This window comes from Haloterrigena salifodinae, from assembly GCF_003977755.1.
GTDB lineage: Archaea > Halobacteriota > Halobacteria > Halobacteriales > Natrialbaceae > Haloterrigena > Haloterrigena salifodinae.
Window position 1 is genome coordinate 117,526 of sequence record NZ_RQWN01000001.1, and the last position, 24,318, is coordinate 141,843.

Below are 24,318 nucleotides of genomic sequence, written 5' to 3' on the forward strand. Positions count from 1 at the left end.
ATGATGACTACGTTTCGCCGAACGGTTCTCGCGTCCGGCGCGACCGGCGCACTCGCACTCGCGGCCGGCTGTCTCGATTTCGCGCTCGGAAACGGCCCGCTCGAGGTCGCGGCCGAACGCGCGGCACCGACCGACGACGCGCTCGAGGCGGCCGACTACGAGGAGAACGCAGTCGAGCAGGAGACCATCGAGGAGAGCGTCGACGTCGGCGTCGAGCGCGACGTCGAAGCGACGGTCTGGGCCTCGACGTACACGAAGGAGATCGAGTACCGCGGCGTCAAGGGTGAAGGCTGCGCGTTCGCCGCGATTTCGATCCCCGACGTCTCGGTCGCGGGCCGGTCGTTCAATCCGATCGGGGAGTTGAGCAACAAGGAACTGCTCTCGGAGTACCGCGGCAAATTCGAGCGCAGCGGCGCCTCGATCGAGAATCTCACGCACCGGGAGTCGTTCGGCCTCGAGATCCTCGGCGACGGACGGTCGGTCGACGTGTTCGAGGGAACGACGACGTTCGAGGGCGACGAAATCGACGTCGACGTCGCGGTGACGTCGTTCGCACACGAGGGCGACCGACTGGTGCTGGTCGGCAGCTATCCCGCCGCGCTCGCCGCGGAGTCGGCGACCGTCGAGGAGCTGATGGAGTCCGTCGAACACCCCGTCTGATCGAGCGCCAGCTCGGCGGGCTCAAGTCGTCGAGTCGAACGGGAGATCGGCACTCTTCAACCGCTCGTTCTGTATCCGTCACCATTCAACATAGCAGTAGTTGGTAATACGATTTCTTTATTCAGATAGAGGAGTGAAATTCACGTTCAGTACAGGGCATGTATCTTGCAGGAACAGGAGATTCCGATCAGGGCAACTGAATTGATCGATGCAGGGAGGCACTCGTTATCCGCTTGCGGACTTCATTAATCAAATCAGTCGGTGGTCTCCTACACGAGTGGGCTCGCATCGTCACCGAATCCACTCCCATATGTCTCAACGACTTCCGTGACGGTGACCTCATACGCATCATACCACTCCGTCCACCGTTGTTTCGCGTGTTTGTGGTCCGCATCCGCTCCAAATGACTCGATTGCGTCCAACGACTCCCAGTAGTAGACAACAAGAACCTCCTCATTATCCGGTGCATGCCACGTCTGCTTACCCAGATATCCCTCTGTGTCCTCGGCAGCCGCTTGTATCGCGTCGTTCAACTCATGAAACTCCGCATCGTACTCCCCGGGAGCGAGGCGGAACGTTACCAAATACATCCGGGCTCTTCATCTATCTAGGCGAACAAGATTCTTTCCCTCGAAACAAACAACGGTTAGCAACCAACGACTCGTCGACCCACGCCTAAATCGGGGTTGGGTTTCTGGCCACCCTCGCCGGGAACTTCACGCCTTTCCCTTACAATTGAGAACATTCTATGAATACCCCTCTAAATTAGGTCCGAATGGACCACCATGGTGAGTACTCGATGATACGACACAATAGCCAGTCCGACAGGAATCGGTTCGCAACCATTGCAGTCGGCGCAGCTGAAACTGAAACACATCCTCACAGGGATGGAACGAACGACGTCGTCCCGCCGATCCACCTCTCGAGTACGTTCGAGTGGGCAAGCGGAAAGGATGCCAATGAACACGACTATTCGCGCGAGAGCAATCCGACGCGGGCAGCCCTCGAAGAGCAGTTAGCTCGCCTTGAAGGCGGTGAACATGCGCTGGCGTTCGCCTCCGGAATGGCCGCCACATCGACGACGATGCTGTCGCTAGTCCCCCCGGGAGGTCACGTCGTCTCCTCGGACTCCATCTATAGCGGAACCGAAAAACTGCTCACGGAACACATGGCCGGACATCTCGACGTTAACATCGACTTCGTTGACGCCCGTGACCCCGATAACGTCGCCGATGCAGTCAATGCGGACACTGACCTGATCTGGGCAGAAACACCGTCGAATCCCTTGATTAGGTTGTGCGATGTCCAAACGATAGCCGACATGGCCGATGACCACGGTTCCCTGTTCGGTGTGGACAGTACCTTTGCGAGTCCGTACTATCAAGCCCCACTCGAACTGGGTGCCGACATCGTCGTTCACAGCACCACCAAGTACCTCAACGGACACTCCGACTCGATAGGTGGTGCCGTTATCACTGACGATAGTGGGGTTTTCGAGCAATTATCGTTCGCACAGCGGGTTGGGCTTGGGAATATGCTTTCGCCGTTCGACTGCTACCTTGTTGCGCGAGGTATCAAGACGCTACCAGCGCGGATGGAACACCACGAGAAGAACGCAATGACAGTTGCGCGGTTCCTCGAAAGCCATGATCGAGTCGCTCGTGTCCACTATCCGGGTCTTGAGAGCCACCCGCAACACGATCTTGCGAGCGAACAGATGTCGGGGTACAGCGGGATGCTGTCCTTCGAGTTTGACGGCACACTCATCGAACTTGAGGCGTTCATTGAGGGGCTTGAGGTATTCACGCCGGGAGCTAGTCTCGGTGGGGTCGAGAGCCTTGTTGAGGTGCCGTCACTAATGATTCCCGACAAGTTCAGCCGTAGTGAGGATTCAGCGGAGATTCCTGAGACGTTAGTCCGGGTATCCGTTGGCCTCGAAAACGCCGATGACCTCTGCGAGGACCTTCGGAAGGCGCTACCGTAGGCACATCCCCCTCTCCTCCCGACGTCCCGATCCGCAAGCGGGTCGATTGGCCATCAGATGTGGCAGCCGCAAGCAGGAATACGGACTGTTTATAAACGAGAGAGTTCGGATTATTCGAGCGGTTCGATTACGTCTCCTGCACGAATCATCCCATCTTCGAGAATGTCTACTCGGAGTCCACCTCTGTGGATAAGTGCCTGCAATACGCCGTCCTGAGTGATGCGCTGAAGATGATTACAGGGTTCACACAGTCTATCCCCTTGACAGATGGCATCACCAACTCGGAATCGTTGTCCAACGAGATGATTGAGTGCGACATCACGGGTTTCGATGTTTCGTCGGTGTTCTCCCGGTGCGAGGTCGATTCCCGCTTCACGTTCAATTGCTGTTACAGCCTCTTGCTCGATCAGCGTGAGGTCGTACCCATCGTGGCGTTCCTCATCTGGCTCCCACTCGACGAAGGTTCCCGTCTCTATCTCGCTAAAGTAGCGATCACCCCGGAGTCCCTTTCCGGCAACTGCTTCAACGTCGGTCTGCTCTTCCATCTCTGCTTCGGCTTCAGGTGCGATGAAAATCCGTTCGACAGTTCCACTCCCGGTCATATGTGCGATATGCGTTTAGCACAGTATAAACACTCATACACGGGTGTTGTTGACAAGTAACTCAGCGATATACCCGCATCTGTACTTAGCGAATCGTCCAACTCAGTTTCAGATGGGATTTTGAATAAAGAAACCGCGCTACTATCTACTGATAGTACCGTCGCTACTTCGGTAGCGCGCGAAAAAGACGAAAATTCGTCGGCCGTTAGTAGAACTCGCGGACGAGGTCCATCGCGTCGTCGGGCGCGCCGTCGGGGATCTCGGACATGTCCTCGGTGACGCCGTGTTTCTCGTGGTACGGGACGGAGTTCTCGTCCTGGTACATGACGCCCTGGTACTCCTTGTCGCTGTCGAGGATAACTTCCTTGGCGGCCTCGTAGTCGTTCGGGTCGTGACCTTCGTCCTGGAGGTCGACGAGGTTGTCGCGGAAGTAGTCGTAGGTGTCGACGTCGTTGAACGTGACGCAGGGGCTGAAGACGTTGACGAAGCCGAAGCCGTCGTGTTCGATCGCTTCCTGGATGATCTCCTGGTGGCGCAGGGCGTCGGAGGCGAACGACTGGGCGATGAACGAGGCGCCCGAGGCCAGCGCCAGGGCCAGCGGATTGACCGGCGGCTGCTTGGGGCCTTCGGGGGTCGTCGACGTCTCGAAGTCGGACCGCGAGGTCGGCGAGGCCTGCCCCTTCGTCAGGCCGTAGATGCGGTTGTCCATGACGACGTAGGACATGTCGACGTTCCGGCGGACGGCGTGGACGAAGTGGCCGGCGCCGATCGAGTAGCCGTCACCGTCCCCGCCGGCGACCATCACTTCGATGTCCGGACGGGCCATCTTGACGCCGGTGCCGACCGGAAGCGCACGGCCGTGGACCCCGTGGAGGGCGTAGCTGTGCATGTACGTCCCGATCTTGCCGGAACAGCCGATCCCGGCGACCACGAACGTGTTGTCGGGGTCGTTGCCGGTTTCGGCGAGGGCTTTCATCATGCCGTTCATCGTCCCGAAGTCGCCGCATCCGGGACACCAGGTCGGCTGCTTGTCGGATTTGAAGTCGGTGAATCGTACGTCTGAGCTCATTATGCAGGCACCTCCGCGGAGAGTTGCTCGGTGATCTGTTCGGCGAGTTCGTCCGCCTTGAAGCGGACGCCGGTGTACTTGTTGATGCGCTTGACGCGGGTAAGTACGTCGTGTTCGATCAGGTCGGCGAACTGGCCGGTCGCGTTACACTCGACGACGATCACGTCGTCGGCGGCCTCGATCTCCTCCGAGAGGTCGGGCCGCGGGAAGATGTAGGGCACCGAGATTACGCGGACGTCGATGCCGTCCTCCTCGAGGTATTCGAGCGCTTCGACGAGCGCGCCCTCGTTCGAGCCCCACGAGATGATGAGATTGTCGGCGTCTTCGTCACCGAACTCGCGGTAGTCCCAGTCCTCTTGCTCCTGGGCGGTCTCGACCTTTCGGTAGCGCTTGTCGACCTGCTGGACGCGTTCGTCCTGATCCTCGGTCCGGCGACCGAGTTCATCGTGCTCGAGGCCGGTAGACATGTGAGCGCCGTCGGCCGTGCCGGGGATCGCGCGCGGGCTGACGCCGTCGTCGGTGACGGCGTGGGCGCGGAAGTGACCCTGCGCGTCGAGCCACTCGTCGACCTCCTCGTCGTCGTCAACGAGCTTGCCGCGGTCGATCTCGACGTCGTCCATGTCGAAGGCTTCCGGCGGGAACGTCTGCTCGGTGACGGACATCGCCAGGTCCGAGACCAGGAACACCGGCGTCTGGTACTTCTCGGCGAGGTTGAACGCCTCGACGGTCTTCCAGAAGCACTCGGTGATCGACGTCGGCGTGATGACGAACCGCGGCACCTCGCCGTGGCCGCCGTACAGCGCCATGTTGAGGTCGCCCTGTTCCTGCTTCGTCGGCATCCCCGTCGAGGGGCCCGAACGCTGGACGTCGGCGATGACCAGCGGCGTCTCGCTGGTCGCGACCAGACCGAACGTCTCGGTCATCAGGTCGATCCCGGCGCCGGACGTCGCGGTCATGGCTCGAGCGCCCGCTCGCGCGCCGCCGAGCGCCATGTTGATCGCCGACAGCTCGTCCTCGGCCTGAACGACGTGGCCGCCGTAGTCCTCGATCCGGCCCGTCAGGTACTCCATGATCGAGGTCGCGGGCGTGATCGGGTAGCCGGCGTAGAACCGGCAGCCGGCGGCGATCGCACCCATGCCGATGGCCTCGTTGCCGTTGAGCAGGACGTAGTCGTTGTCCGTGGTCTCGACGCTATAGCCGAGATGATCGAGGTCGTAGTTCTCCGCGACGTACTCCTGTCCGAGGCGCGCGGCCTCCTTGTTGTTCTCGACGATCTGCGAGCCCTTGCCGCCGAAGCGCTTCTCGAGGGCTTCGTCCAAGTACTCGACGTCGAAGTCGGTGATCTCACACGCGGCGCCGAGCGCGACGATGTTGCGCATGATCGCGCCGCCGGCGTCCTCGGCCAGCGACTTCAGCGGGACGTCGACCGCCGTCATCTCGTCGGGGATCTCGGCCTCCCAGGAGCGCTCGCCGTCGTAAATAATGGCGCTCCCGTCGTGGAGTTCGTCGAGATTCTCGTCGATCGTTCGCTGCGTGAGCGCGACCAAGATATCCAGGCGATCGACAACGCTCTGGACCTCCTCGACGGAGGTTCGAATCTTGTAGGCTGTGTAGCCGCCGCGGATACGCGACGCGAAGTCTTTCGACGTGAATACGTGCCGTCCCGCTCGGGCGAGTGCCTGAGCGAAGATCTTACCCGTGGAGTCGATACCGTCCCCGGCCTCGCCTCCAACCGCCCAGTTGAGGTCCTCAGCCATGTTATGCCGACCCTTGCTCCCAGTAAATGAAAAGGCTTCTGAAAGCATAGCCGGACCTCCGCAACAGTCGCCGTTATGTCCGGGGCTAAGCGACAGTTTTCATTACTCAGTATCGAATTAATACGAGAATCGGAATACGAGACCGACTGCCGAAATCGCCGGGAAGCGACGCTGTGCCCGATCTATCATGATGTATTTCTCAGTACCTGACGCAGATCGAGCCGGCGCTTTTCGAGGACCGCTACCGACGGCCCGCCGGGGAACGGAACGCCTTTTCGACCGGCCGTTAAACGTGGTCGACATGCCAATCGAGGGGACGCCAGTCACCGTCGAATCGATCCGCGAAGTAGGCCCCGACACCGTCGCGCTCGAACTCGAGACGCCGGACGAGTTCGACGCCCGCCCCGGCCAGTTCGTTCTACTCCGGGCTGCGCCTCGTGACGTCGACGAAGACGAGACGGTCGACGACGACGAGGTCGTCATGCGCCACTACACGCTCTCGTCCCCATCGGTCGGCGAGACCTTCGAGATCACGGTCGGGATCGACCCCGAGGGCGATCTCTCGCCGTGGCTGGCCGACCTCGAGGGCGGCGAGACCGTCCACGTTGAGGGCCCGTTCGGGACGATCACCTACGAGGACGACGAGGACGTCGTCGCCGTCGCGGGCGGCCCGGGCGTCGGCCCCGCGGTCGCTATCGCCGAGGCGGCCCACGAGTCGGGCCACGACGCGGTCGTCATCTATCGGGCCGACGCGCCGGCCCACACCGATCGCCTCGAGGCCCTCGAGGACGCGGGCGCGGACGTCGTCGTTCTCGACGGCGACGACGACGCGGGGCTCGAGGACGCGCTCGAGAGCCACCTCGAGGACGGTCGGGTCTATGCGTTCGGCTTCGAGGACTTCGTGACGCTCGTCGCGGACACCATCGAGGACGCCGGCGGAGATCCCGACGAGGCGCTGATCGAGAACTTCGGCTAAGGGCCGAGCGCGTCGGATGAGTGGCTCAAAAGGGCGACCGGTCGCTCGCAAGCAGTGAGTCTACGCGCGCCCGCGTGTTAGCGCGGCTATGGTTGACGAGGACCTCGAACTCGAGCGCGACATTGGCGAGGCGACGATCGTGTACGACGAACCCGACGAAACCGTCCGGAAGTCGGTGCCTAACGAACATATCGCCTACTTCCAGGACCACTGGATCATCAAGACCGGCGAGGACGACGAGGGGCGGGATATCGTCCGCCGGGTTCCGGCCCAGCGCGTCCACTACGTCGAGCGCACCGTCGACGAGTTTGCCGAGGAAGTCGAGACGCTGGTCGATCAGGTTCAGTCGTTCGCCAGCGACCTCCGGACGAAGATTCCGGTCGGCGGGAGCGGCGGCGGCGAGAGCGAACAGCCGGAACCTCACCGCATCGACGTCGACCGCGGCGAACCGGGCGAGAGCGAGAACCGACTCGAGTAGCGTCGATACCCGTCGGTTCCCGCTCGTTCCATTCCATCCCGTTCCGTTCTGTTTCGCACTCAGTGTTCGACCAGTTCGATCAGAATCCCACCGGTGTCCCTGGGGTGGAGGAACGCGACCGAGTGGCCCCACGCGCCGGGTCGCGGTTCGTCGTCGATCAACGCGACGTCGTGTTCGCGCGCGGTCTCGAGGGCCCCCTCGATATCTTCGGTCGCGAGCGCGAGGTGATGGATGCCAGCCCCATCGTCCTCGAGATAGTGCGCGATAGTGCCCTCCTCGAGGGGCTCGAGCAGTTCGAAGTAGCCATCGCCGCACTCGAGGAAGACGACGCGCAGCCCGTCGAACTCCTCCTCGTGGGCGACCTCGAGGCCGAAGAGGTCACCGTACAGCGCCGCGAGGTCCCGTGCGTCCTCGGTCGCAATCCCTGCGTGATCGAAGTGCATCGGTGGCTCGTTCACCGCGCGCGACAAATAGCGCTGGGATGCCGACAATTCCTCGTCTCCGGTTCGTGACTACCAATGACCGCTCGAGGGACCCAGACGGCGCCGAACCGGATGCCTGCCGATAATTTGATCGATATGTTTACAAATTTGAATGAAAATAGTCAGGATATATGGTCCCCGTCCCCTCCCGTCGAACGGTCCTCCTCTGCTGTATCGGAGCTAGTCTCTTCGTACTCGTTATCGGACCGTTGAGTCCGTTTTCCGCAACTGACGGTGAGTCAGAGTCCCCGAAACTCTCAGTATCGTCGTTCGAACATCTCGAAACCGGGTGCAAGGACGATATCGCGACGTACGCGTCAAGCGGACACGGCAACGGGTCGTATACGAGGGTCTCATTCATCGAAACGGGTACCGAGACGGCGAACCTCTCCGCACGGACCGAACGGACGTCACCGGTCAGAGCGGACCTAACTACATTCCGTGTCTCCGTCGAATCCACCGGTCAGCCCCGTTCAAACGCCTCCTGTACTATGGGCGTTCAATACCGGCTCGAACTGACGCACGACCGGGGATCGTCGGACGAATTCCTGTCTGGCGACGACGGAACTCGCGTTCTCTGGCTGGAAAACGGGGAGTATAGCGGCTGTTCGTCGACCACTTCGGGCTCACTCGATGCCGAGTGCCATCGATTCACGAAAGACAGTCAGCCCAATCGAACCTGGGCTAATACGACAGGGTGACACGAATTTTCCGTCTCGTATCGAACGATAACCCGGGTGAGCTCAACGCAACCCGAGCGTCGCGGCCACCTGATCCCAGAGGCCGTCGCCGACGTCGGCGACCGCCGCCAGCTCGTCATTCGAGAGTTCGAAGTCGAAGATGTCGGCGTTCGCTTCGATGTGCTCGCGGCTCGAGGCCTTCGGAATCGCGGCCACGTTGGGCTGCTGGACGAGCCAGCGCAGCGCGACCTGCGACGCCGACTTGTCGGAGGGCTCGCCGATCTCGGCGAGTCGGTCGTCGCCCGGAACGGTCCCCTCCGCGAGCGGGCTATACGCCGTCAGGCAAACGTCGTGATCGACGCAGTACTCGAGCAGGTCGTCCTGGTGGTGGTACGGGTGGTACTTCACCTGGTTCGCGACGATCGGCGTCTCGGACAGTTCGAGGGCCGACTCGAGTTGCTCCACCGAGAAGTTGCTGACGCCGATATGATCGACGGCGCCCTCCGTCTGCAGGTCGTTCATCGCGGCCAGCGTTTCCTCAAGGGGCGCGCGGTCGCTTGGTGCGTGGAGCAAGAGGAGATCGACCGCCTCGAGTCCGAGTCGCTCGAGGCTCTCGCGGGTCGATTCGATGACGTCGTCGCGCGCGGCGTTGTCGGGGTGGACCTTGGTGACGACGAAGACGTCCTCGCGGCTCACGTGTCGCTTCTCGCTCGCGGTTTCACCGCTCGCATTCCCGGGATCCTCGCGTTGCTCGGCTCCCGACGCTCCCGCTCGCTTCTCCGAGGACTCACTGCGTTCGTCCTCACAGCCGATGCCGCTAGCGGCGAGGGCCTCGCCGACGGCGCGCTCGTTGTCGTACATCTGGGCGGTGTCGATGTGTCGGTAACCGACCTCGAGGGCGGTCTCGACGGCCCGCCGGCACTCGTCGCCGGTCATTCTGGCGGTGCCGAATCCGAGCGCCGGAATCTCGGCGTTCCCTGCGGTAACGGTCGCTGTCGAGACGGTTTCGCGCATGGCTCCGGTTTTCACGCCGGGAGCCATCAACCCCGGGCCGGCAAAGAGAGTCGCGACCGCCGCTGGTTCGGGGACGGGCCTGACGGGTGGCTCGAGTCGACTTGAGCGGGACCGAACCGTCGAACCGAAGCGACGCGGCGACGGCGGGCTCAGGCGCCGTCGCTGGTCACGTTCGTACTGGACGTCTCGTTGTCGGTCGCGTTCTCCTCGGACGTGACGTTCTCGTCCGCGACGCTCTCGTTGTCCGAGACGTTCCCGTCCTCGGTGATCGCCTCGTCCTGCGTGTCCTCGGTCGCGTTCCCGTTGGCCTCCTGGTTCCCGGATTCGACCGCTTCGTCCTCCGCGGGCGGTTCCAGCGACTCGCCTTCTCCCGGCGGGACGATCTCGAAGACCGTGCCCGTGTCGCCCTCGGGCACGCCCATCTGATTGGCGAGCACGTACACGTTGCCGTCGAGGTCCTGCCCGAACTGCCGGACGAAGTACGGGAACGAGCCGTCTTCGGAGCCGGCGAGCTGGAGTTCCTCCATGTTCCAGAGTTCGTCTCGCGGGACGACCTGCTCTTGGCCGCTACCGCCGACGTCTGCGCCGCCCTCGACCGTTTTGTTGGTCGCGTTCGTCTCGTTAGTCGCGTTCGTCTCGTTCTCGAAGCCTCCCTCTTCGATGCCGCCCTCGCCGGACGTCACGTTCTCCGGCATCTCCTGGTCGTCGGGACTCATCTCTTCGGTCTGGTTGCCACTGCCGTCGCCGGTCATCCCTCCGGCCCCGTCACTCGGCTCTGAAGCGGCGAGGATTCGCCCCTGCGGGGACTGTCGTGCCGGGTCAGCCGTCCAGTCGCCGAAGACGTACTTCCCGTCGAGGTCGTCGATATCTCCGGCCTCGTAGACGTGGCCGCCGATAATCGTGATGCCGACCACTTGCTCCTGGTAGACGTGGGGATACTCGACGATCGGGTCCTGCAGTTCCTGTCCGTCGTACGGCGGTTCGTCGGACGCCGAGTCGGGGCAGTCCTCCGGCGGCTGGCTGGGGCTCTCCGTGCTGAAGCAGTGGGTTCCCTCCTTGACGTTCCAGCCGTAGTTGCCGCCTGCCTCGACGAGATTCGCTTCCTCGAAGAGGTCCTGACCGGCGTCGGAAACGAACAGCCGTCCGTCGCTGTCGAATGAGATGCCGAAGGGGTTCCGGAATCCCCACGCGTAGTGTTCGTCGAGCCCCTCGTCGGAATCGACGAGCGGGTTATCCTCCGGGATGCCGTACGGTCGATCCTCGCCCTCCTGATCGACGTCGACGCGGAGAACGCTTCCGAGGAGGTTCTCGCTGACGTCCTGGCCGTTCCCGCCCGCGTTGTCGTCGTACCAGTCCTCGACGTGACCCTCCATGTCATCGTTGGCCCCGCCGCCGTCGCCCATCGGGACGTACAGGTAGCCGTCGGGGCCGAACGCCATCGGACCGGCGTCGTGGTTGTACTGGGGCTTCTGGAACTCCATCAGAACCCGTTCCGAGTCGGGGTCGCCCGCGCTCATGTCCTCGGTCGTCCGGAACTCGGAGACGACCTCGACGTGGCTCCAGCCGTCCGGCGTCTCGTCGTTCGGCGGCGCGCTGTAGTGGACGAAGAAGCGGCCGTTTTCCGCGAACTCGGGATGGAACTCGACGCCGAGCAGTCCCCGCTCGTCGTAGTCCTGATTCGGATCGGCGTAGTCGCCCTCGAACGTGCCGAGTTCGACCAACCGGTCGCTGACGTCGAGGAACGGCTCGTCCTGCAGGCCGTCTCCCGTAACGACCCAGAGCTCGCCTGTCTGGTCGGCGACGAAGTATCGCTCCTGCTCCTCGTCGGCGACCGCCATGTCCGTCGGCGCCGTCATCCCTTCTGCGACCGTTCGCACGCCGATCTCCGCGCCGGGATCGAAGAATGCTGCGGCCTCCTCGTCAGTCGCTTCGTCCTGCTCCGCCCCGCCCGCACCACCGCCGCCGACCGAAATCTCCCCGCGCATCGTCGCCGAATGGGGCTCGCAGTAGTACTCGGCCATCTCCTCGGTCGCCTCGAACTCGAGCGTCTGCGTCTCGCCCTGCTCCATCATGAGTTCCGTCCGCTCGAGTTCGTCGCCCTCGCCGCTCTCGATGACGAAGTTGTGGGGCTGCCCGTCGAGGTTCTCCCACGTGAGTTCGTAGGTAGTCCCCGCCTCGAGTTCCAGTGTCGGGTTCGTCTCGCCGGCGATCGCCTCAGGCGAGACGCCCTGCCAGCCGCTGACTTGGCCGCCCAGTTCGATCGTCTCGGTCTCTTGGGCGGCCGCGAGATCGCCTAGCGCGACGACGCCGCCGGCGGCCGCGGCGGCCTGCAACAGGCGCCGGCGGGACGTCGCGGTATAGTCGGTCGCTGATTCGGGTACCGAATTCGGCCGCTCATCGGATCGCTCGCTCATGGGTGACTCACGGCACCGCCGTCGGCCGATATTCGGATAAACAGAGCCGACCGTTCCCCCGAGTTCCCCGCTCAACGGAGTGTTGTCTCCGAACCGCCCGACGGCAGCGTCTGTAAACGAGTATTACTCGAGACACATCGGTAGCGTTACTCGAATCAACTCGCGGGTTTAGTTCGTCAAACCGCGCCGCCGGGCTGGTACTCGCCGAACTCGTCGCGCATGACGTTACAGATCTCACCAACCGTCGCGTACACCTTCACGGCCTCGATGATGTAGGGCATGAGATTCGCGTCGCCCTGTGCGGCCTCGCGCAGCGCCTCGAGTTTCGCGTCGACGACCTCGTCGTCGCGCTCCCCGCGGACCGTCTCGAGGCCGTCGATCTGGCGCTGCTGGTCTTCCTGAGTGACTTCCTCGACGTCCATCTCGGGCTCTTCGTCCTCGGTCTGGAACTCGTTGACGCCGACGATGACCCGCTCTTTCTCCTCGATCTCCTTCTGCCGGTCGAAGGCCGTGTCCTGGATCTGGCGCTGGACCCACTGCTGCTCGACGGCATCGAGCATCCCGCCGCGCTCCTCGACCTCCTCGAGAATCTCGTAGGCATCCTCCTCGACCTCGTCGGTCAGCGACTCGACGTAGTAGCTGCCCGCCAGCGGGTCGATGGTGTCGGCGGCGCCGGACTCGTGAGCGAGGATCTGCTGGGTGCGCAGGGCAGTCCGAACCGATTCCTCGGTCGGCAGCGCGAGCGCCTCGTCCTTGCCGTTGGTGTGGAGGCTCTGGGTGCCGCCGAGCACCGCGGCCAGCGCCTGGTAGGCGACGCGGACGACGTTGTTCTCGATCTGCTGGGCGGTCAGCATCGAGCCCGCGGTCTGGGTGTGGAACTTCAGCTGCTTGGACTTGGGATCGTCCGGATCGAACCGCTCCTCGACGATGTCGTGCCACATCCGCCTCGCGGCGCGGAACTTGGCGACCTCCTCGAAGATGTTGTTGTGGCCGTTGAAGAAGAAGGAAAGCTGCGGGGCGAAGTCGTCGACGTCGAGGCCGGCCTCGATGGCCGTCTCGACGTACTCGATGCCGTCGCCAAGCGTGAAGGCCAGTTCCTGTGCGGCCGTCGAGCCCGCCTCGCGGATGTGATAGCCCGAGATCGAGATCGTGTTGAACTTCGGCGTCTCGTCGGCGCAGAATTCGAAGATGTCCGTGATGATCCGCATCGACGGCTCGGGCGGGTAGATGTAGGTGTTGCGCGCGATGTACTCCTTCAGGAGGTCGTTCTGGATCGTCCCCCGAAGCTCCGAGCGGTCGACGCCCTGCTGGTCGCCGACCGCGATGTACATCGCCAGCAGCACCGACGCGGGCGCGTTGATCGTCATCGACGTCGAGACCTCGTCTAACGGGATGCCGTCGAAGACGGTCTCCATGTCCGCGAGCGAGTCGATGGCGACGCCCGCCTTGCCGACCTCGCCGGCGGCCATCGGGTCGTCGGAGTCGTAGCCCATCTGGGTCGGCAGGTCGAAGGCCATCGAGAGCCCCGTCTGCCCCTCGTCAAGCAGGTAGTGGTAGCGCTCGTTGGTGTCTTCGGGCGTCGAGAAGCCGGCGTACTGGCGCATCGTCCACAGCCGCCCGCGATAGCCCGTCGAGTAGACCCCGCGCGTGTACGGCGGCTCGCCGGGGTTCCCCAGATCCTCCTGATAGTCGAGGTCGGCGACGTCGTCGGGCGTGTAGAGCCGATCGACCCCCTGGCCCCCGGTATCGGTGGTGAACGTGTCCTTGCGCTCGCCGAAGCGCTCGAGGACGGGCGCGACCTCCTCCTCGTGCCACTCCTCCTTGCTGGCACGGATCTCCTCGAGATCGTCCTGGTCGAACATTATCGTTACTGATTGACGGGCTGGGGCTTGAAGGTTCATGAAGGCGGCCAGTATCGTCTCGAGTCGTGACAGTGGGCCAGCGGAATCGTCTCGAGCGGCGCCGCCGTCGCCTCGTACACCTCCGATTTCGTGACCGTCACTCGGCGCGGCACGACCGCTTTTCAGCGATGCCGTGGTAGGGCCGGTATGGAGCCGCCGGTACCGACCGACGACGACCGAAACCGCCGTCGGGCGGCGCTGTACGTCGCCCCGTTTCTCGCGATCGGGGTGGCGAACCTCGTCCTGTTACTCGGCTGGGGGCTGGATCCGCTGTGGGGGTTCGCGATCCTGCCGCCGATCCTCGCCGTCTCCGCGATTGCGTGGGTCGCGTTCGCTCACGGGTTCGACAGGCAGCCACAGCAGGTACACGATCGGCGTAACTGAGCCGTCGCTCGATCCTCGGCGGGACCGAGCGCGACCGGGACGTTTCCGACGCGTTATCGACCCGTATCGTACTTGTACGTCGCCGACTCGGTGTCGATTCCGAAGTCCTCGGCCGATTCGTCGTTCGACACGTCCTCGCGGCCCTCGGGAGCGCGTTTGAACGCCTCGCGGAGGCGGTCGGGCATTCGGAACCGGTCGACGTCGATCGTGAGCGGCACGGCGTCCGGATCGACGCCGTCGCGCTTGTCCTCGAGTCGGTCCCGGAGCACCGCCGGCAGTTCCGACTCCTCGACGCGCTCGAAGCCGAACTGGGCGAGGTAGGCACCCTCGCCGGTCAGCGCGTAGACGGTGTCGAACCCTTCGTCGCCGGCGTACTCGACGAGCCGTTCGACGACGTGGGCGCCGACGCCCTGTTCGCGCCAGCCCTCGGGCACGCCGATACTGGTCAGTTCGCAGACGTCGTCCGCGCGCCCGCCAGCGCGATCGGAGTCGGCGTTAGCCGACGCAGTGCCGTCGGTTTTGTGGATCCGGATCCGCCCGAAGCCGGCCTTCTCGCCGGAGGCTTCGTCCACCGCGACGACGTAGTCGCGCGAGCGGAACGCCGTCTCGTCGAGCCCCATCGCCTCGATGTGATCGAGCAACCAGACCTCTTCCCTGTTTTTCGCGTCCCGCACGTACATGATTCGAGGTACGACCCGTGCAGCCAAAAGCATTTGCGGGTTCGCGGACGCTCGATTCGGCCTCCCGTAGCGCAACGGGGAGCCGTCGTCATCGATCGACTCCCTTGCTGCAGCTACCTGGATGAACGTTCGAACAATTCTACCGCCATATACTGCGCCCTTAACTCATGTATCCGGGGGGCAGCGCTATACTAGCTAAGAATAGACAAGTATGTCTACAAGTGGGAAATACTTATCCTTGGCTGTGGTAGTTATTAGCACACAATGGTCGAATGCGAACGCTGCGGTGACGAGGTATCGCGTCTCTTCGAGCACCGAACCCGAACCGAGACCATGACCCATCGGCGAACCGAACACGTCTGTGCGAGTTACCACCCGACGCTGCCTGCCGAACTCGAGCGCAGGCAGACGCGCGAGCGCGCGGTCACCGACGGCGGCACGCGCGTGAGTTCCTGTCCGACCTGTTCGGGAACGACGGTCGACGACGGCGGCGCTCTCAGGTGCGTCGAGTGCAGCTGGACCGGTGTGTGAACGGGCTGTCCCGTCCGATTCTGCCGGGACCCTTCCCCGAGTCATCTCGCCGGCCGCTCTCGTTTGCCGATAGTCACTCGTCGCCCGAAACGCGTTCTCGAACGGCTCGAGACGATCGTCGCTACCGCTCGTCGGTTCTACGTCTCCAACAACCCTGTTACGATATCGTTCTCGCTAGTCCGGACCGTCTCGAGGCGGTCACTGAACCCGTTTCGACCGGCCGTTCGCCGAGCCGGTCCGCGCCCGTTCGACCAACCGTTCGACCCGCTCGCTCGTGTCGGGGTGCGTCGAGAAGAGTCGCGTCCAGTCGTCGTCCTCGGTGTGCACGTACAGCGGCGAGAGCAGCCCGCGGCGCGGATCGGCCACGCGCTGGATCTTCCGGAGCGCGCGGGCGAGCGCGAGCGGGTTCCCGGTGACCGCGGCCGCGCGGTCGTCGGCGGCGTACTCCCGCCGACGCGAGTGGGCGCGGACGGCGAGGGTCACCAGCAGGAACGCCAGCTGGACGCCGCGCTCGAGGCGCCGGAGGAGGCGACCGAAGATCGTATGCGGCCACGCACCGGGGCGGCCGCGCATCCACGCGATCGCTCGCGCGGCGCCGACGGTCGCCAGCAGGAGCGGCGAGACAAGCAAGAAGAGGAGTCCGGCGACCGTCTGGAACACGCTCAGCGCCAGCGTCTGGACGAACGCGTCGTACCCCTCGAGGTGGGCGAGTTCGTGGGCGAGCAGCCCCTCGAGTTCGTCGACGGTCAGGAACCGAAGCAGCGACCGGTCGAGGACGATCGCGCCGCTGCGCGCCGAGCCGATGGCGAACGCGTTGGGCGCCGGGAGTTGAGCGACGTAGATCGTCGGCGCGCCGACGCCCATCCGTTCCTCGAGGCGGTCGAGACGGTAGTAGAGCTTCGGGGCCCGCGACCGCGGGAGTTCGACGGCCTCGAGCCGCGAGAGAACCGCCAACGTGCCGAATCGGTAGCTCAGGTAGCCGACCAGCAGTCCGGTACCGACGACGACGAGCGCGGTCGTCGCGGGGCCGGGGGCCGCCCGCCAGAGGGTAGCGAGCGCCAGGTAGCCGATCCCGGCGACCCCGAGATACGTTAGGAGGAGCAGGCAGCCGACGGCGACCATCAGGAAGCGGGTGCCCGTCGAGCGGGAACGCATGGCTACCGACCGGTAGGGTCGGCTCTCGGAAACGGGTATCGGATTCTGCGGCCCTGACCGTCGGACCGGGCGACTACCCCGCCGTCAGCGCCTCCTCGAGACGCTCCTCGATCTCCTCAAGGTCGTCGGTGAGCGCCTCGCCCTCGGCGTCCGCGAGTTCGTCGATGCGGTTAGCAAGCCCCTGCAGCCGCGAGTATTTCTCGTCCTCATCGACGCCGATTTTCTGGACGTAGACGTCCTCTTCGGCGTCGAACACCGCGTCTTCCTCGAGGTCGGTCACCGACAGCACGACGTCGAGTTTGTCTGGGTCGACGCCGAGGACCCACTCGCGGGGGATCCCGCGCTCGTCGAGCGCGGCGAGAACGGTCTCGTCGTCCTTCGGACGCCGGCGCGTGCGGGTCGTCCGCCGGACGGTCCCGAAGCGGCCGTGCAGTTCCTGCTCGGGGCCGAGCCGATCGAGCAGTTCGTCCCGGGCCGTCGCGCGGACCCCGTCGGCCCCGCGCTGGACGTCCGAGGCGAGGACGTAGTAGTCCGTCAGGGAATCGGTATCGAGCGACTCGAGGGCGCCGTGGTCGTCGACGTCTAAGTGTTCGACGAGGTGGGCCAACAGCAGGGCGTCGTCGTGGAGCCGCTCCGGCGGCGTTCGCGCGTCGGCCGCCGAGACGAGAAACGGGCTCTCGCCGCCCGTCGCGTCCTCGTCGCTGACGATCGTGTCGTCCTTGACTGTGTACGAGTCGGAGAGCGTGAGGACCGTCGCGTAGGGTTCGACGCCCGGCTGCAGGTCGCCGACGGCGATCCCCTGGCCCTCGAGTCGGTCGTCGAAGACGCCGAACTGCTCGCGCCAGAGCGGGCGTTCCTCGGTGCTGTCCGCGAAGCGGACGACGATTCGGTCCTCGGCGGCGGTCTCGATTCGGAACGGCCGCTCGGACAGCGGCGTCAGGAGCTGCGCGCCGGACTCGAGGGCCGTACACTGCGATCGAAGGTCGTTCCAGTCTGCGTTGTTCATAGCGGTCGCTCCCACCTTCGAGCGCAAAAAGCGATGGCCGGAATCTGCGGTGATCCCGAACGTCCTCGCGGTCGACTCGCGTCGGCTCCGTGCGGCGCGTCGTTCCCTGACAGTTCGTGGGGAACCGTACCCACTTCCTCGGCGCACGGCCGGCCATGGACTGTCTCTTCTGTAACGCGGCGGTGCCGTTCATCCAGCACGAGATGGCGTACCACGTCTTCGAACTCGCCGACATCGACAATCGGTGGCGACTCTGTCGGGACTGCGCGGCGTTCCGAGCGGCGGGCGACGAGTACACGGGCGCCGGCCACCGGAGCACCGGCAGTCAGCACGGACCCGGGACCTGCGTCGATTGCGGCGCGGACGCGGCAGACGGCGTCGCGCTGTTCAAGGAGACGCCCGCGGACGATCTCGTTTCCGACGATAGCGGCTATCACGCCCTCTGCGAGGAGCACTTCGAGGAACGCCGAACGTAAAGAACACGCGCGACGAGGACCTCGGAACGGACCCGCCCGCTCGAGATCGGGCCGAGGCGATCGTCAGGTTACTCGAGGACCGCTGGCAACTGGGTGAGCGAGGCCAGTCGGTAGGTGGGAGCGGCGTCGGGCGACTCCGCCGTTCCGGTCTCCATCTCGTCGTCCGCGCGGGCGACTAGCGCCGAGTCGATGCCCGCGTTGTGGGCCGCCTGCACGTCGACCGGTCGATCGCCGACGTACAGCGCCGACTCGGCCTCGAGGGAGTCCATGGCGCGTTCGATGTTGGTCGGATCGGGCTTGCGCCGAGAGAGGCCGTCGGGTGTGAGCGGACAGCCGTAGACGGTCTCGAACAGCGATCGAAGGCCGAAGCGGTCGAGCAGCCGCGAGACCACGGTCGGGTGGTTGTCGCTGACGACCCCCAGCGGCGCCTCGAGCGATCGCACGGCGGCGACGTCGTCGTACATCGAACGCAGGCCGCGTTCGACGTCCGCGAGCTGGGTCCGGATCATTTCGCTGGCCGCCTGCGAACAGAAGGTATCGGTGTCGACCTCGAGCTGTCGACAGCGGTCGGCGATCGATTCGAAGTCGCCGCTCAGTACCTCTTGGACCGTCTCCGCTGCGGGGTCGGAGCGGCCGAGCTGCTCGTAGGTCCGCGCGAGCGCGTCGTACATGCGCCGTGGCGAGGGATTCTCGACCACGACGCCGTCGAAGTCGAACAGAACGGCGTCGTACTGCATTCTTGCAGGCTGTTATGCAGTCGAGACCAAAAAGATATATGTGTGAAAGTTACCCACGACAAATCGACACGCACCTCGACTCGCGGGGCTCCCGGACGAGACAGCGGAGAAAACGCGGCGAATCCGTGAGCGGGGCCGTTCCGACGCGAGCCTCGAGTCGTCCCCGCTCCCGGTGGACTGACCGGTGAAAAGGTTTCGTCGTTCGTTACATCTCGACGGGATCGCGGAAACGGGCCGCGCGGTAACGGGTCCGGAGCGACGGTGGACGCCCGTTGCAATACGTCACGAAGGTGCGCGGCCCGCCGTCGAGTACGGTGCGCCCATCGGCCGTCGGACTTGCTATCGCCCGACTGTACTCTTCCTGAGACGGCCACGACTATAAACACCGTGGGTGACATACTCATGCATCACCGTGACGACAACGGGACCGCTGCGGTCGTCGCTATCGTTGACGGCCGGTACCGATCGAGTGGCTGACAGGACGGATTCTGCACGCTTCGCGGTCGCCAATCAACCGGTTCTCTCGATCCGACTCGACAGCTCCTATACCTGCCGTCCAACGATTCCATTCCCGACGGAACCTGGTGAACGGTTCACACTGTCTATTACCCTTCCAGAGACGATACAGAGGACCGAACCGAACGTGAGCCTAGCAGTTATTCTCTACTGCGGGGAGCGAGAACGAGAACGTCGTTCCATCATCCGGTTCCGAATCAATCCATATTTCGCCTCCGTGACGTTCGACGATTCGATTGCACAGTGCAAGTCCGATCCCCGTTCCGTCGTGCTCCTCACGGGAGTGAAGGCGTTGGAAGATCTCGAAGATACGGTCTTGGTCATCGGGGTCAATGCCGATTCCGTCGTCGCTGACCGATACGACCCACTTGTTACCGGCTCGTTCGGCCGAGATATGTACTTGGGGTGGCGCGTCGCCACTATATTCGATGGCGTTCTCCAGTAGATTCTGAAAGACTTGACGGAGTTGGCTGGCGTCACCCTCAACCTCGGGTAAGTCCTCACTCGTAATCTCCGTATCGTGCTCCTCAATCCGGAACTGGAGATTATCTAAAACATCTTCCAGAACCGTCTCCAGGCCAATTGGTTCGAAGGGATCTCCCTGGGTCTCGACTCGGGAATATTCGAGCAAGCCGTCGATCATCTCCCGCATTCTGGCCGCGCCATCCACAGCGAAGTTGATGTATTCACGGCCGTCCTCGTCGAGTTCGTCGCCGTAACGCTGGTCGAGCAATTGGAGATAGCTGGATACCATCCGGAGTGGCTCTTGGAGATCGTGGGAAGCCGCGTAGGCGAACTGTTCGAGCCGCTCGTTTGACTCTCGCAACTTCTGCTCGAAGGTCTTCCGTTCGGTAATGTCCCGTGCGACGCCGATCATCCGCGTCGATCCGTCCTCGTCTTCGATAGGCCGACCTGGAGCTTCGATCCAGCGCTCTTCTCCGTCCCGATCAATCCGGATTTCTTCCTCTTTTGGTTCACCTGTTTCGAGTGATTTCCTGATCTTTTCCTCGGTTTGTTCTCGGTCGTCAGGGTGGACGATCTCGATGAAATCGTCCCAGGTCTCGACAGTGGTCCCGTACAACGACTCCGCTGAGGGGTAGAAGGACGTCTGATTCTCGTCGACATTCCAGTCCCAAACGATTGCATCCGTGGCGTTGAGCGCGAACTCCATTCGGTCCCGGATCTGTTGGAGTTCCCGTTCGCGTTCTTTCTGTTCCGTGATATCTTGGGCAGCGCCGCGGAGCGAAACGACCTCTCCGTCCTCAATATCGGGTTCACCGATGACTCGGAGCCACCGCACCTCGCCGGTAGGCGTCCGGAACCGAGTCTCGACGTCGAAGGACGTGCCAGATTGAACCGCCTTATCGATAGCACGCTCGACATTCGGTCGATCATCATCGAGATACACGTCCAACGCTTCATCCAATGGCGGCTCTTCGTCAGAGGGAATCTCCAGAATCTCGAAGAGATGATCCGTCCAGAAGACGTCGCGCGTATCCGGATCAATCTCCCAACCGCCGACGTCCGCAATGTGCTCCGCACGCTCGAGAAGATCGTACACCCGTTCGAGTTCCCGTTCGCGCTCTTTGCGCTGGGTTATATCTTCGAAGTACACGGAGAGGCCAGATTCGGAGGGGTAAATCCGAATCATCGCCCAGATGCCGAGTGGCTCCGAGTAGCGTTTAAACCGCAGCGGTTCCTGCGTTGCTAAGGCCTCGTCAAACCGTTCGAAGATCGGGTCGGATTTATCGACACCAAGCACTTTCCACGGTTTCTGACCGATGAGTTTGCCGGCCGGCTCCCCGAAATGCTCTTCGGCGTGTTCGTTCACGTATTCGTACCGGAACTCATCGTCGAGCGCGTAGAAGGCGTCGTCAATTCGCTCGAAGACCTCATCGAGCTCCTGTTCGAGTTCGGTCCGCCGACGTTCGAGCTGGTCGGCTTGTTTTTCGAGCTGTTGCTCGTACTCACGCCGCTCGGTCATGTCTCGAGTGACCTTAGTGAATCCTTGAAGCTCTCCGTTGTCTCTGATGGCAGTGATCGTGACGTTCGCCCAGAAGCGCGAGCCGTCTTTCCGAATCCGCCACCCTTCGTCCTCGACGCGGCCTTCGGCCGCGGCCCGTTCGAGGTTCTGCTCGGGAACGTCAGTGGCGATATCGTCCTTCGTATAAAACGCCGAGAAGTGCTGGCCGATAATTTCGCCGGCGGAATACCCCTTGATTCGCTTGGCTCCCTCGTTCCAACTAACGACCGTGCCCTCGGGATCGAGCATGAAGATGGCGTAATCCTTGACCTCTCTTACAAAGGCACTGAGCTGCTCACTGTCCGGATTTTGACGGTCCATCCCACCGCTCTCAGTGGACCACCACACCCGGGTGGAACCATCGATTTGTTTCGTTCGCAACTCTCCCTGTTCGGTGAGATCCTCCAGATAACCGCGTGCCGTCTGTGGTGTACAGTCCAGCTCCGAGGTGATTTCTTCAACCGATATCGGGGTCTCTGGCTGGTCTAATTGGGTAAAGAATCTCCGAACATCGTCGATAGTGATACTAGAGGAAGAGTCCGAGGTTTTCATTGTCCCTTACTTAAGGTGTGAACTAATAAGCCCTTGGCGGGGAGGATTTTTGCTCAGTATAGGGGACCACGAACCGTATACGAGATCTTCCACGAAGTCATCCAAACTCATCAAAATTGAGTCATGTGGCTTGAAATCGGTGAGTAGAACGATCCCCTTTTTCGCAGTTATTCCATCTCGACGGTCCAGTTACCGTCGGCCTCGACGTCAACCCAGCCGACGCCGTCGTGACTGAACGTCGTTTCCCCCTCGTACTCGCCAATCTCGTTGAACACGCCCTCACCGAACATACCATCCTCAGGATAGACACGGACCTGGAAGTTCGACTCGCCGTCGTGTTCCCCGTAAGCAGTGTGCCGGCCGTTGAACGCAATCGGACCGACGATGTCCGGCGTGTTCCCACTGAAGCTCTGCGGGAGATTGTCGGCTTCGGTCTCGGTTGCTCGCGGCTGGCGGACTTCAAGTCGCCAGCTTCCGTCCGCTTCGACGTCCATCGTCTGGGTTCCACCCTCGATGAGGTCAGCACTGGCGCCCTCGTAGTTACCGATCGCGTTGACGAAGCCGGTCCCGTACTCGTCGTCATCGCCCTCGTAGATTCGGACCTGAAAGTTCGACTCCCCAGTGTGCTCGGCGTCGACGACGGTTAGTCCGCCCTCAATCTCGACTTCTTCGACTGTCGCACCGCTCCCCTCGAAGGTCTGCGTTTCCGGTTGGTTAGCGGTCTCGTCGACTTCGTCGTCTCCATCGTTCTCGTCGGGGTCCGACTCGTTTTCAGTATCGGTTCCGTCACCATTCGTGCCGCCGTTTTCGTCACCGTTCTCGTTCCCATTGGCGTTGCCGTTCACGTCACCGTTTTCGTCAGTGTCACCAGAACAGCCGGCAAGCGCGGTCGTGAGCGTCACACCACTCGTAAGCAACAGTTTTCGGCGATTCATATCTCCCTGATTAGACGGTTTCGTGATAAGACTGTTGAATGTCAGTTTCGATATCAGGTTCAGCGCCGATCTTCCGCGGCTCGAGGTCTGGTCGGATCCGCTCGAGGGAGGACTGGCCGGCGAACAACTCGAACACGATCCCGTCCGTTCCGTCGACGATTCCGAACGGTGTCCGCTCCTCGAGGTCGGCCACGGCCAGGTCGGCCCAGTCCTCGAGGTCGCCAATCGTCGGATATCTCACTCTAAACAGGACTCGAGCGCCCGCGGCGACGTCCACTCGTGGAACGACCGGTCCGCCGAATCGAAGGTGGCCGTTCGCTCGTGGAACGCGCCGTGTGTCGTGCCCGAGACGACCTCGGACTGTTAGACCGTTCGGCAGTTCGGCGGTCTCCCGAAGCAGCGGACCGGGAGAGTACGGAGCCTGCGTCCCGCCGAAGGCGAGCGTCGGCTGATCGATTCGACGGGTCGGTCGCGGGCGTCGAACTCGAGCAATCGACGGACGCCGCCGGGTTCGGTTTGATAGGGAGACCGCGTGCTCGTCGAGGGAGCGAGGTACAGTGCGAGCACCCAGTTGGAAAATGACGGATAGCGGCCGGAACACATCGCGTCGCCGACCGGGGGCCGACCAGCGCGCGGCTGCCGCTCCTGACGCCGGCGTAGGGGTGATCGCCGGGAAGGACCCCGTACCGCTTCGGATCACGATGTCCCTACGAGGGGGTCAGCCGGTCCCACAGGGACTTCATGTCCGAGGCCGTCTCCATCGCCGACAGTTCGCGGTAGGCCGACTCTTCCTCGTCGTGGTTGGACTTGAGGGGTTTCTTGATCTCGTCGTCGTAGCCGATCTTGTTCGCCATCGTCGTGAGCCCCTCGTAGGCCGTCATCTCGATGCGCTCGGTCATCATCGCGGCGTTCAGATACGCCATGTCGAGCATGTCGTCGTCGTTGATGGCGTCCTCGAGGGTCATCCGTTCCTGCTCGAGGGCGTCGACGACGGGATTCTCCCGTCGCTCTGCCGGCTGGTCGAGGGCCGCGAAGACGTCCTCCAGCCGCTGGACGTGCGTCCGCGTCTCGTCGCGGTGGTCCGCGAACCCCTCGCTCATCCGCTCGTTGGTTGCGTTGATCGCCATCTCGTCCATCGTCTCGACGAGTTCCTGCTCGGCGTAGTACATCTGCGCGAGTTTGTGGTGGAACAGTTCCTCGAAGTCGTCGATGCGGTCGACGTTAGTGGTCGCCATACGAACACCGGCAACGAGCACGCGCTTAGTCGTGGACCCCGAACACGCAGGCCACAAATCGGCTCATCCAC

23 protein-coding genes are annotated in these 24,318 nt (G+C 63.0%); 7 read left to right on the plus strand and 16 right to left on the minus strand.

Annotated elements, in window-relative coordinates; all coding sequences use genetic code 11:
- Window positions 1-660: a DUF6517 family protein gene (locus EH209_RS00605; protein WP_126661071.1), complete on the plus strand. Its 660-nt coding sequence runs from the start codon at window positions 1-3 to the stop codon at window positions 658-660.
- Between the two features lie 269 nt (window positions 661-929).
- Here EH209_RS00605 and EH209_RS00610 read toward each other — a convergent pair whose 3' ends face one another.
- On the minus strand, window positions 930-1,250 hold the full coding sequence (locus EH209_RS00610) for an antibiotic biosynthesis monooxygenase family protein (RefSeq protein WP_126661072.1): 321 nt from the start codon (window positions 1,248-1,250) through the stop codon (window positions 930-932).
- 209 nt (window positions 1,251-1,459) lie between these two features.
- Here EH209_RS00610 and EH209_RS00615 point away from each other — a divergent pair, with 209 nt between their 5' ends.
- The gene (locus EH209_RS00615) at window positions 1,460-2,644 is read left to right on the plus strand and encodes a PLP-dependent transferase (RefSeq protein ID WP_126662492.1); all 1,185 of its coding nucleotides are present in this window, start codon (window positions 1,460-1,462) and stop codon (window positions 2,642-2,644) included.
- Between the two features lie 110 nt (window positions 2,645-2,754).
- On the opposite strand, the gene EH209_RS00620 is transcribed toward EH209_RS00615, so the two are convergent.
- From EH209_RS00620 to EH209_RS00630, 3 genes are all read right to left on the minus strand, one after another.
- Entirely contained in the window at window positions 2,755-3,246 is a 492-nt protein-coding gene (locus EH209_RS00620) for an MOSC domain-containing protein (RefSeq protein ID WP_126661073.1), read from the minus strand.
- A 205-nt stretch (window positions 3,247-3,451) separates the two neighbouring features.
- Complete coding sequence (locus EH209_RS00625; protein WP_008895120.1) at window positions 3,452-4,315, minus strand: 2-oxoacid:ferredoxin oxidoreductase subunit beta; 864 nt, start codon at window positions 4,313-4,315, stop codon at window positions 3,452-3,454.
- Window positions 4,315-6,072 carry a 2-oxoacid:acceptor oxidoreductase subunit alpha gene (locus tag EH209_RS00630; protein ID WP_126661074.1) on the minus strand — a complete coding sequence of 586 codons (1,758 nt, stop codon included), beginning with the start codon at window positions 6,070-6,072 and terminating at the stop codon, window positions 4,315-4,317. The genes EH209_RS00625 and EH209_RS00630 overlap by 1 nt, the downstream gene beginning before the upstream one ends.
- Before the next feature lie 301 nt (window positions 6,073-6,373).
- On the opposite strand from EH209_RS00630, the gene EH209_RS00635 reads away from it, so the two are divergent.
- Together EH209_RS00635 and EH209_RS00640 are read left to right on the plus strand one after the other, a co-directional pair.
- Window positions 6,374-7,048, plus strand: coding sequence for an FAD-dependent oxidoreductase (locus EH209_RS00635; RefSeq protein ID WP_126661075.1), 675 nt, complete (start codon window positions 6,374-6,376; stop codon window positions 7,046-7,048).
- Window positions 7,049-7,136: 88 nt separating this feature from the next.
- The gene (locus EH209_RS00640; protein WP_126661076.1) at window positions 7,137-7,526 is read left to right on the plus strand and encodes a hypothetical protein; all 390 of its coding nucleotides are present in this window, start codon (window positions 7,137-7,139) and stop codon (window positions 7,524-7,526) included.
- A 59-nt stretch (window positions 7,527-7,585) separates the two neighbouring features.
- Here EH209_RS00640 and mce read toward each other — a convergent pair whose 3' ends face one another.
- The 4 genes from mce to EH209_RS00660 all read right to left on the minus strand — a co-directional run bounded on the left by mce (window position 7,586) and on the right by EH209_RS00660 (window position 13,978).
- Window positions 7,586-7,969: a methylmalonyl-CoA epimerase gene (gene mce, locus EH209_RS00645; protein WP_126661077.1), complete on the minus strand. Its 384-nt coding sequence runs from the start codon at window positions 7,967-7,969 to the stop codon at window positions 7,586-7,588.
- Window positions 7,970-8,751: 782 nt separating this feature from the next.
- Entirely contained in the window at window positions 8,752-9,702 is a 951-nt protein-coding gene (locus EH209_RS00650) for an aldo/keto reductase (RefSeq protein ID WP_126661078.1), read from the minus strand.
- Window positions 9,703-9,851: 149 nt separating this feature from the next.
- Window positions 9,852-12,116 (minus strand): PQQ-dependent sugar dehydrogenase, encoded by a 2,265-nt coding sequence (locus EH209_RS00655; RefSeq protein WP_126661079.1) that lies wholly within the window; start codon window positions 12,114-12,116, stop codon window positions 9,852-9,854.
- 176 nt (window positions 12,117-12,292) lie between these two features.
- Window positions 12,293-13,978, minus strand: a complete 1,686-nt coding sequence (locus EH209_RS00660; protein WP_126661080.1) for an acyl-CoA mutase large subunit family protein — start codon at window positions 13,976-13,978, stop codon at window positions 12,293-12,295.
- A gap of 186 nt (window positions 13,979-14,164) precedes the next feature.
- Between EH209_RS00660 and EH209_RS00665 the strand changes: the two genes are divergently transcribed.
- A complete protein-coding gene (locus tag EH209_RS00665; protein WP_008895111.1) occupies window positions 14,165-14,401 on the plus strand; it encodes a hypothetical protein in 237 nt (78 codons plus the stop codon).
- A 53-nt stretch (window positions 14,402-14,454) separates the two neighbouring features.
- Here the strand turns inward: EH209_RS00665 and EH209_RS00670 are convergent, their stop codons facing one another.
- Window positions 14,455-15,081, minus strand: coding sequence for a GNAT family N-acetyltransferase (locus tag EH209_RS00670; protein WP_126661081.1), 627 nt, complete (start codon window positions 15,079-15,081; stop codon window positions 14,455-14,457).
- Window positions 15,082-15,345: 264 nt separating this feature from the next.
- Between EH209_RS00670 and EH209_RS00675 the strand changes: the two genes are divergently transcribed.
- Window positions 15,346-15,612, plus strand: a complete 267-nt coding sequence (locus EH209_RS00675) for a hypothetical protein (RefSeq protein ID WP_126661082.1) — start codon at window positions 15,346-15,348, stop codon at window positions 15,610-15,612.
- 198 nt (window positions 15,613-15,810) lie between these two features.
- Here EH209_RS00675 and EH209_RS00680 read toward each other — a convergent pair whose 3' ends face one another.
- Together EH209_RS00680 and EH209_RS00685 are read right to left on the minus strand one after the other, a co-directional pair.
- On the minus strand, window positions 15,811-16,767 hold the full coding sequence (locus tag EH209_RS00680; RefSeq protein ID WP_126661083.1) for a M48 family metallopeptidase: 957 nt from the start codon (window positions 16,765-16,767) through the stop codon (window positions 15,811-15,813).
- A gap of 73 nt (window positions 16,768-16,840) precedes the next feature.
- The gene (locus EH209_RS00685; protein WP_126661084.1) at window positions 16,841-17,773 is read right to left on the minus strand and encodes a hypothetical protein; all 933 of its coding nucleotides are present in this window, start codon (window positions 17,771-17,773) and stop codon (window positions 16,841-16,843) included.
- Between the two features lie 116 nt (window positions 17,774-17,889).
- On the opposite strand from EH209_RS00685, the gene EH209_RS00690 reads away from it, so the two are divergent.
- The gene (locus tag EH209_RS00690; RefSeq protein WP_249038720.1) at window positions 17,890-18,249 is read left to right on the plus strand and encodes a hypothetical protein; all 360 of its coding nucleotides are present in this window, start codon (window positions 17,890-17,892) and stop codon (window positions 18,247-18,249) included.
- 68 nt (window positions 18,250-18,317) lie between these two features.
- On the opposite strand, the gene EH209_RS00695 is transcribed toward EH209_RS00690, so the two are convergent.
- The 5 genes from EH209_RS00695 to EH209_RS00710 all read right to left on the minus strand — a co-directional run bounded on the left by EH209_RS00695 (window position 18,318) and on the right by EH209_RS00710 (window position 24,247).
- The gene (locus EH209_RS00695; RefSeq protein ID WP_126661085.1) at window positions 18,318-18,986 is read right to left on the minus strand and encodes an HAD family hydrolase; all 669 of its coding nucleotides are present in this window, start codon (window positions 18,984-18,986) and stop codon (window positions 18,318-18,320) included.
- A gap of 649 nt (window positions 18,987-19,635) precedes the next feature.
- The gene (locus EH209_RS00700; protein WP_126661086.1) at window positions 19,636-22,077 is read right to left on the minus strand and encodes a PAS domain-containing sensor histidine kinase; all 2,442 of its coding nucleotides are present in this window, start codon (window positions 22,075-22,077) and stop codon (window positions 19,636-19,638) included.
- Between the two features lie 167 nt (window positions 22,078-22,244).
- On the minus strand, window positions 22,245-23,012 hold the full coding sequence (locus tag EH209_RS23805) for a cell surface glycoprotein (protein WP_164721976.1): 768 nt from the start codon (window positions 23,010-23,012) through the stop codon (window positions 22,245-22,247).
- Between the two features lie 10 nt (window positions 23,013-23,022).
- Window positions 23,023-23,253, minus strand: a complete 231-nt coding sequence (locus EH209_RS00705) for a hypothetical protein (RefSeq protein ID WP_126661087.1) — start codon at window positions 23,251-23,253, stop codon at window positions 23,023-23,025.
- Window positions 23,254-23,719: 466 nt separating this feature from the next.
- The gene (locus EH209_RS00710; protein WP_126661088.1) at window positions 23,720-24,247 is read right to left on the minus strand and encodes a YciE/YciF ferroxidase family protein; all 528 of its coding nucleotides are present in this window, start codon (window positions 24,245-24,247) and stop codon (window positions 23,720-23,722) included.
- Window positions 24,248-24,318 lie beyond the last annotated feature (71 nt).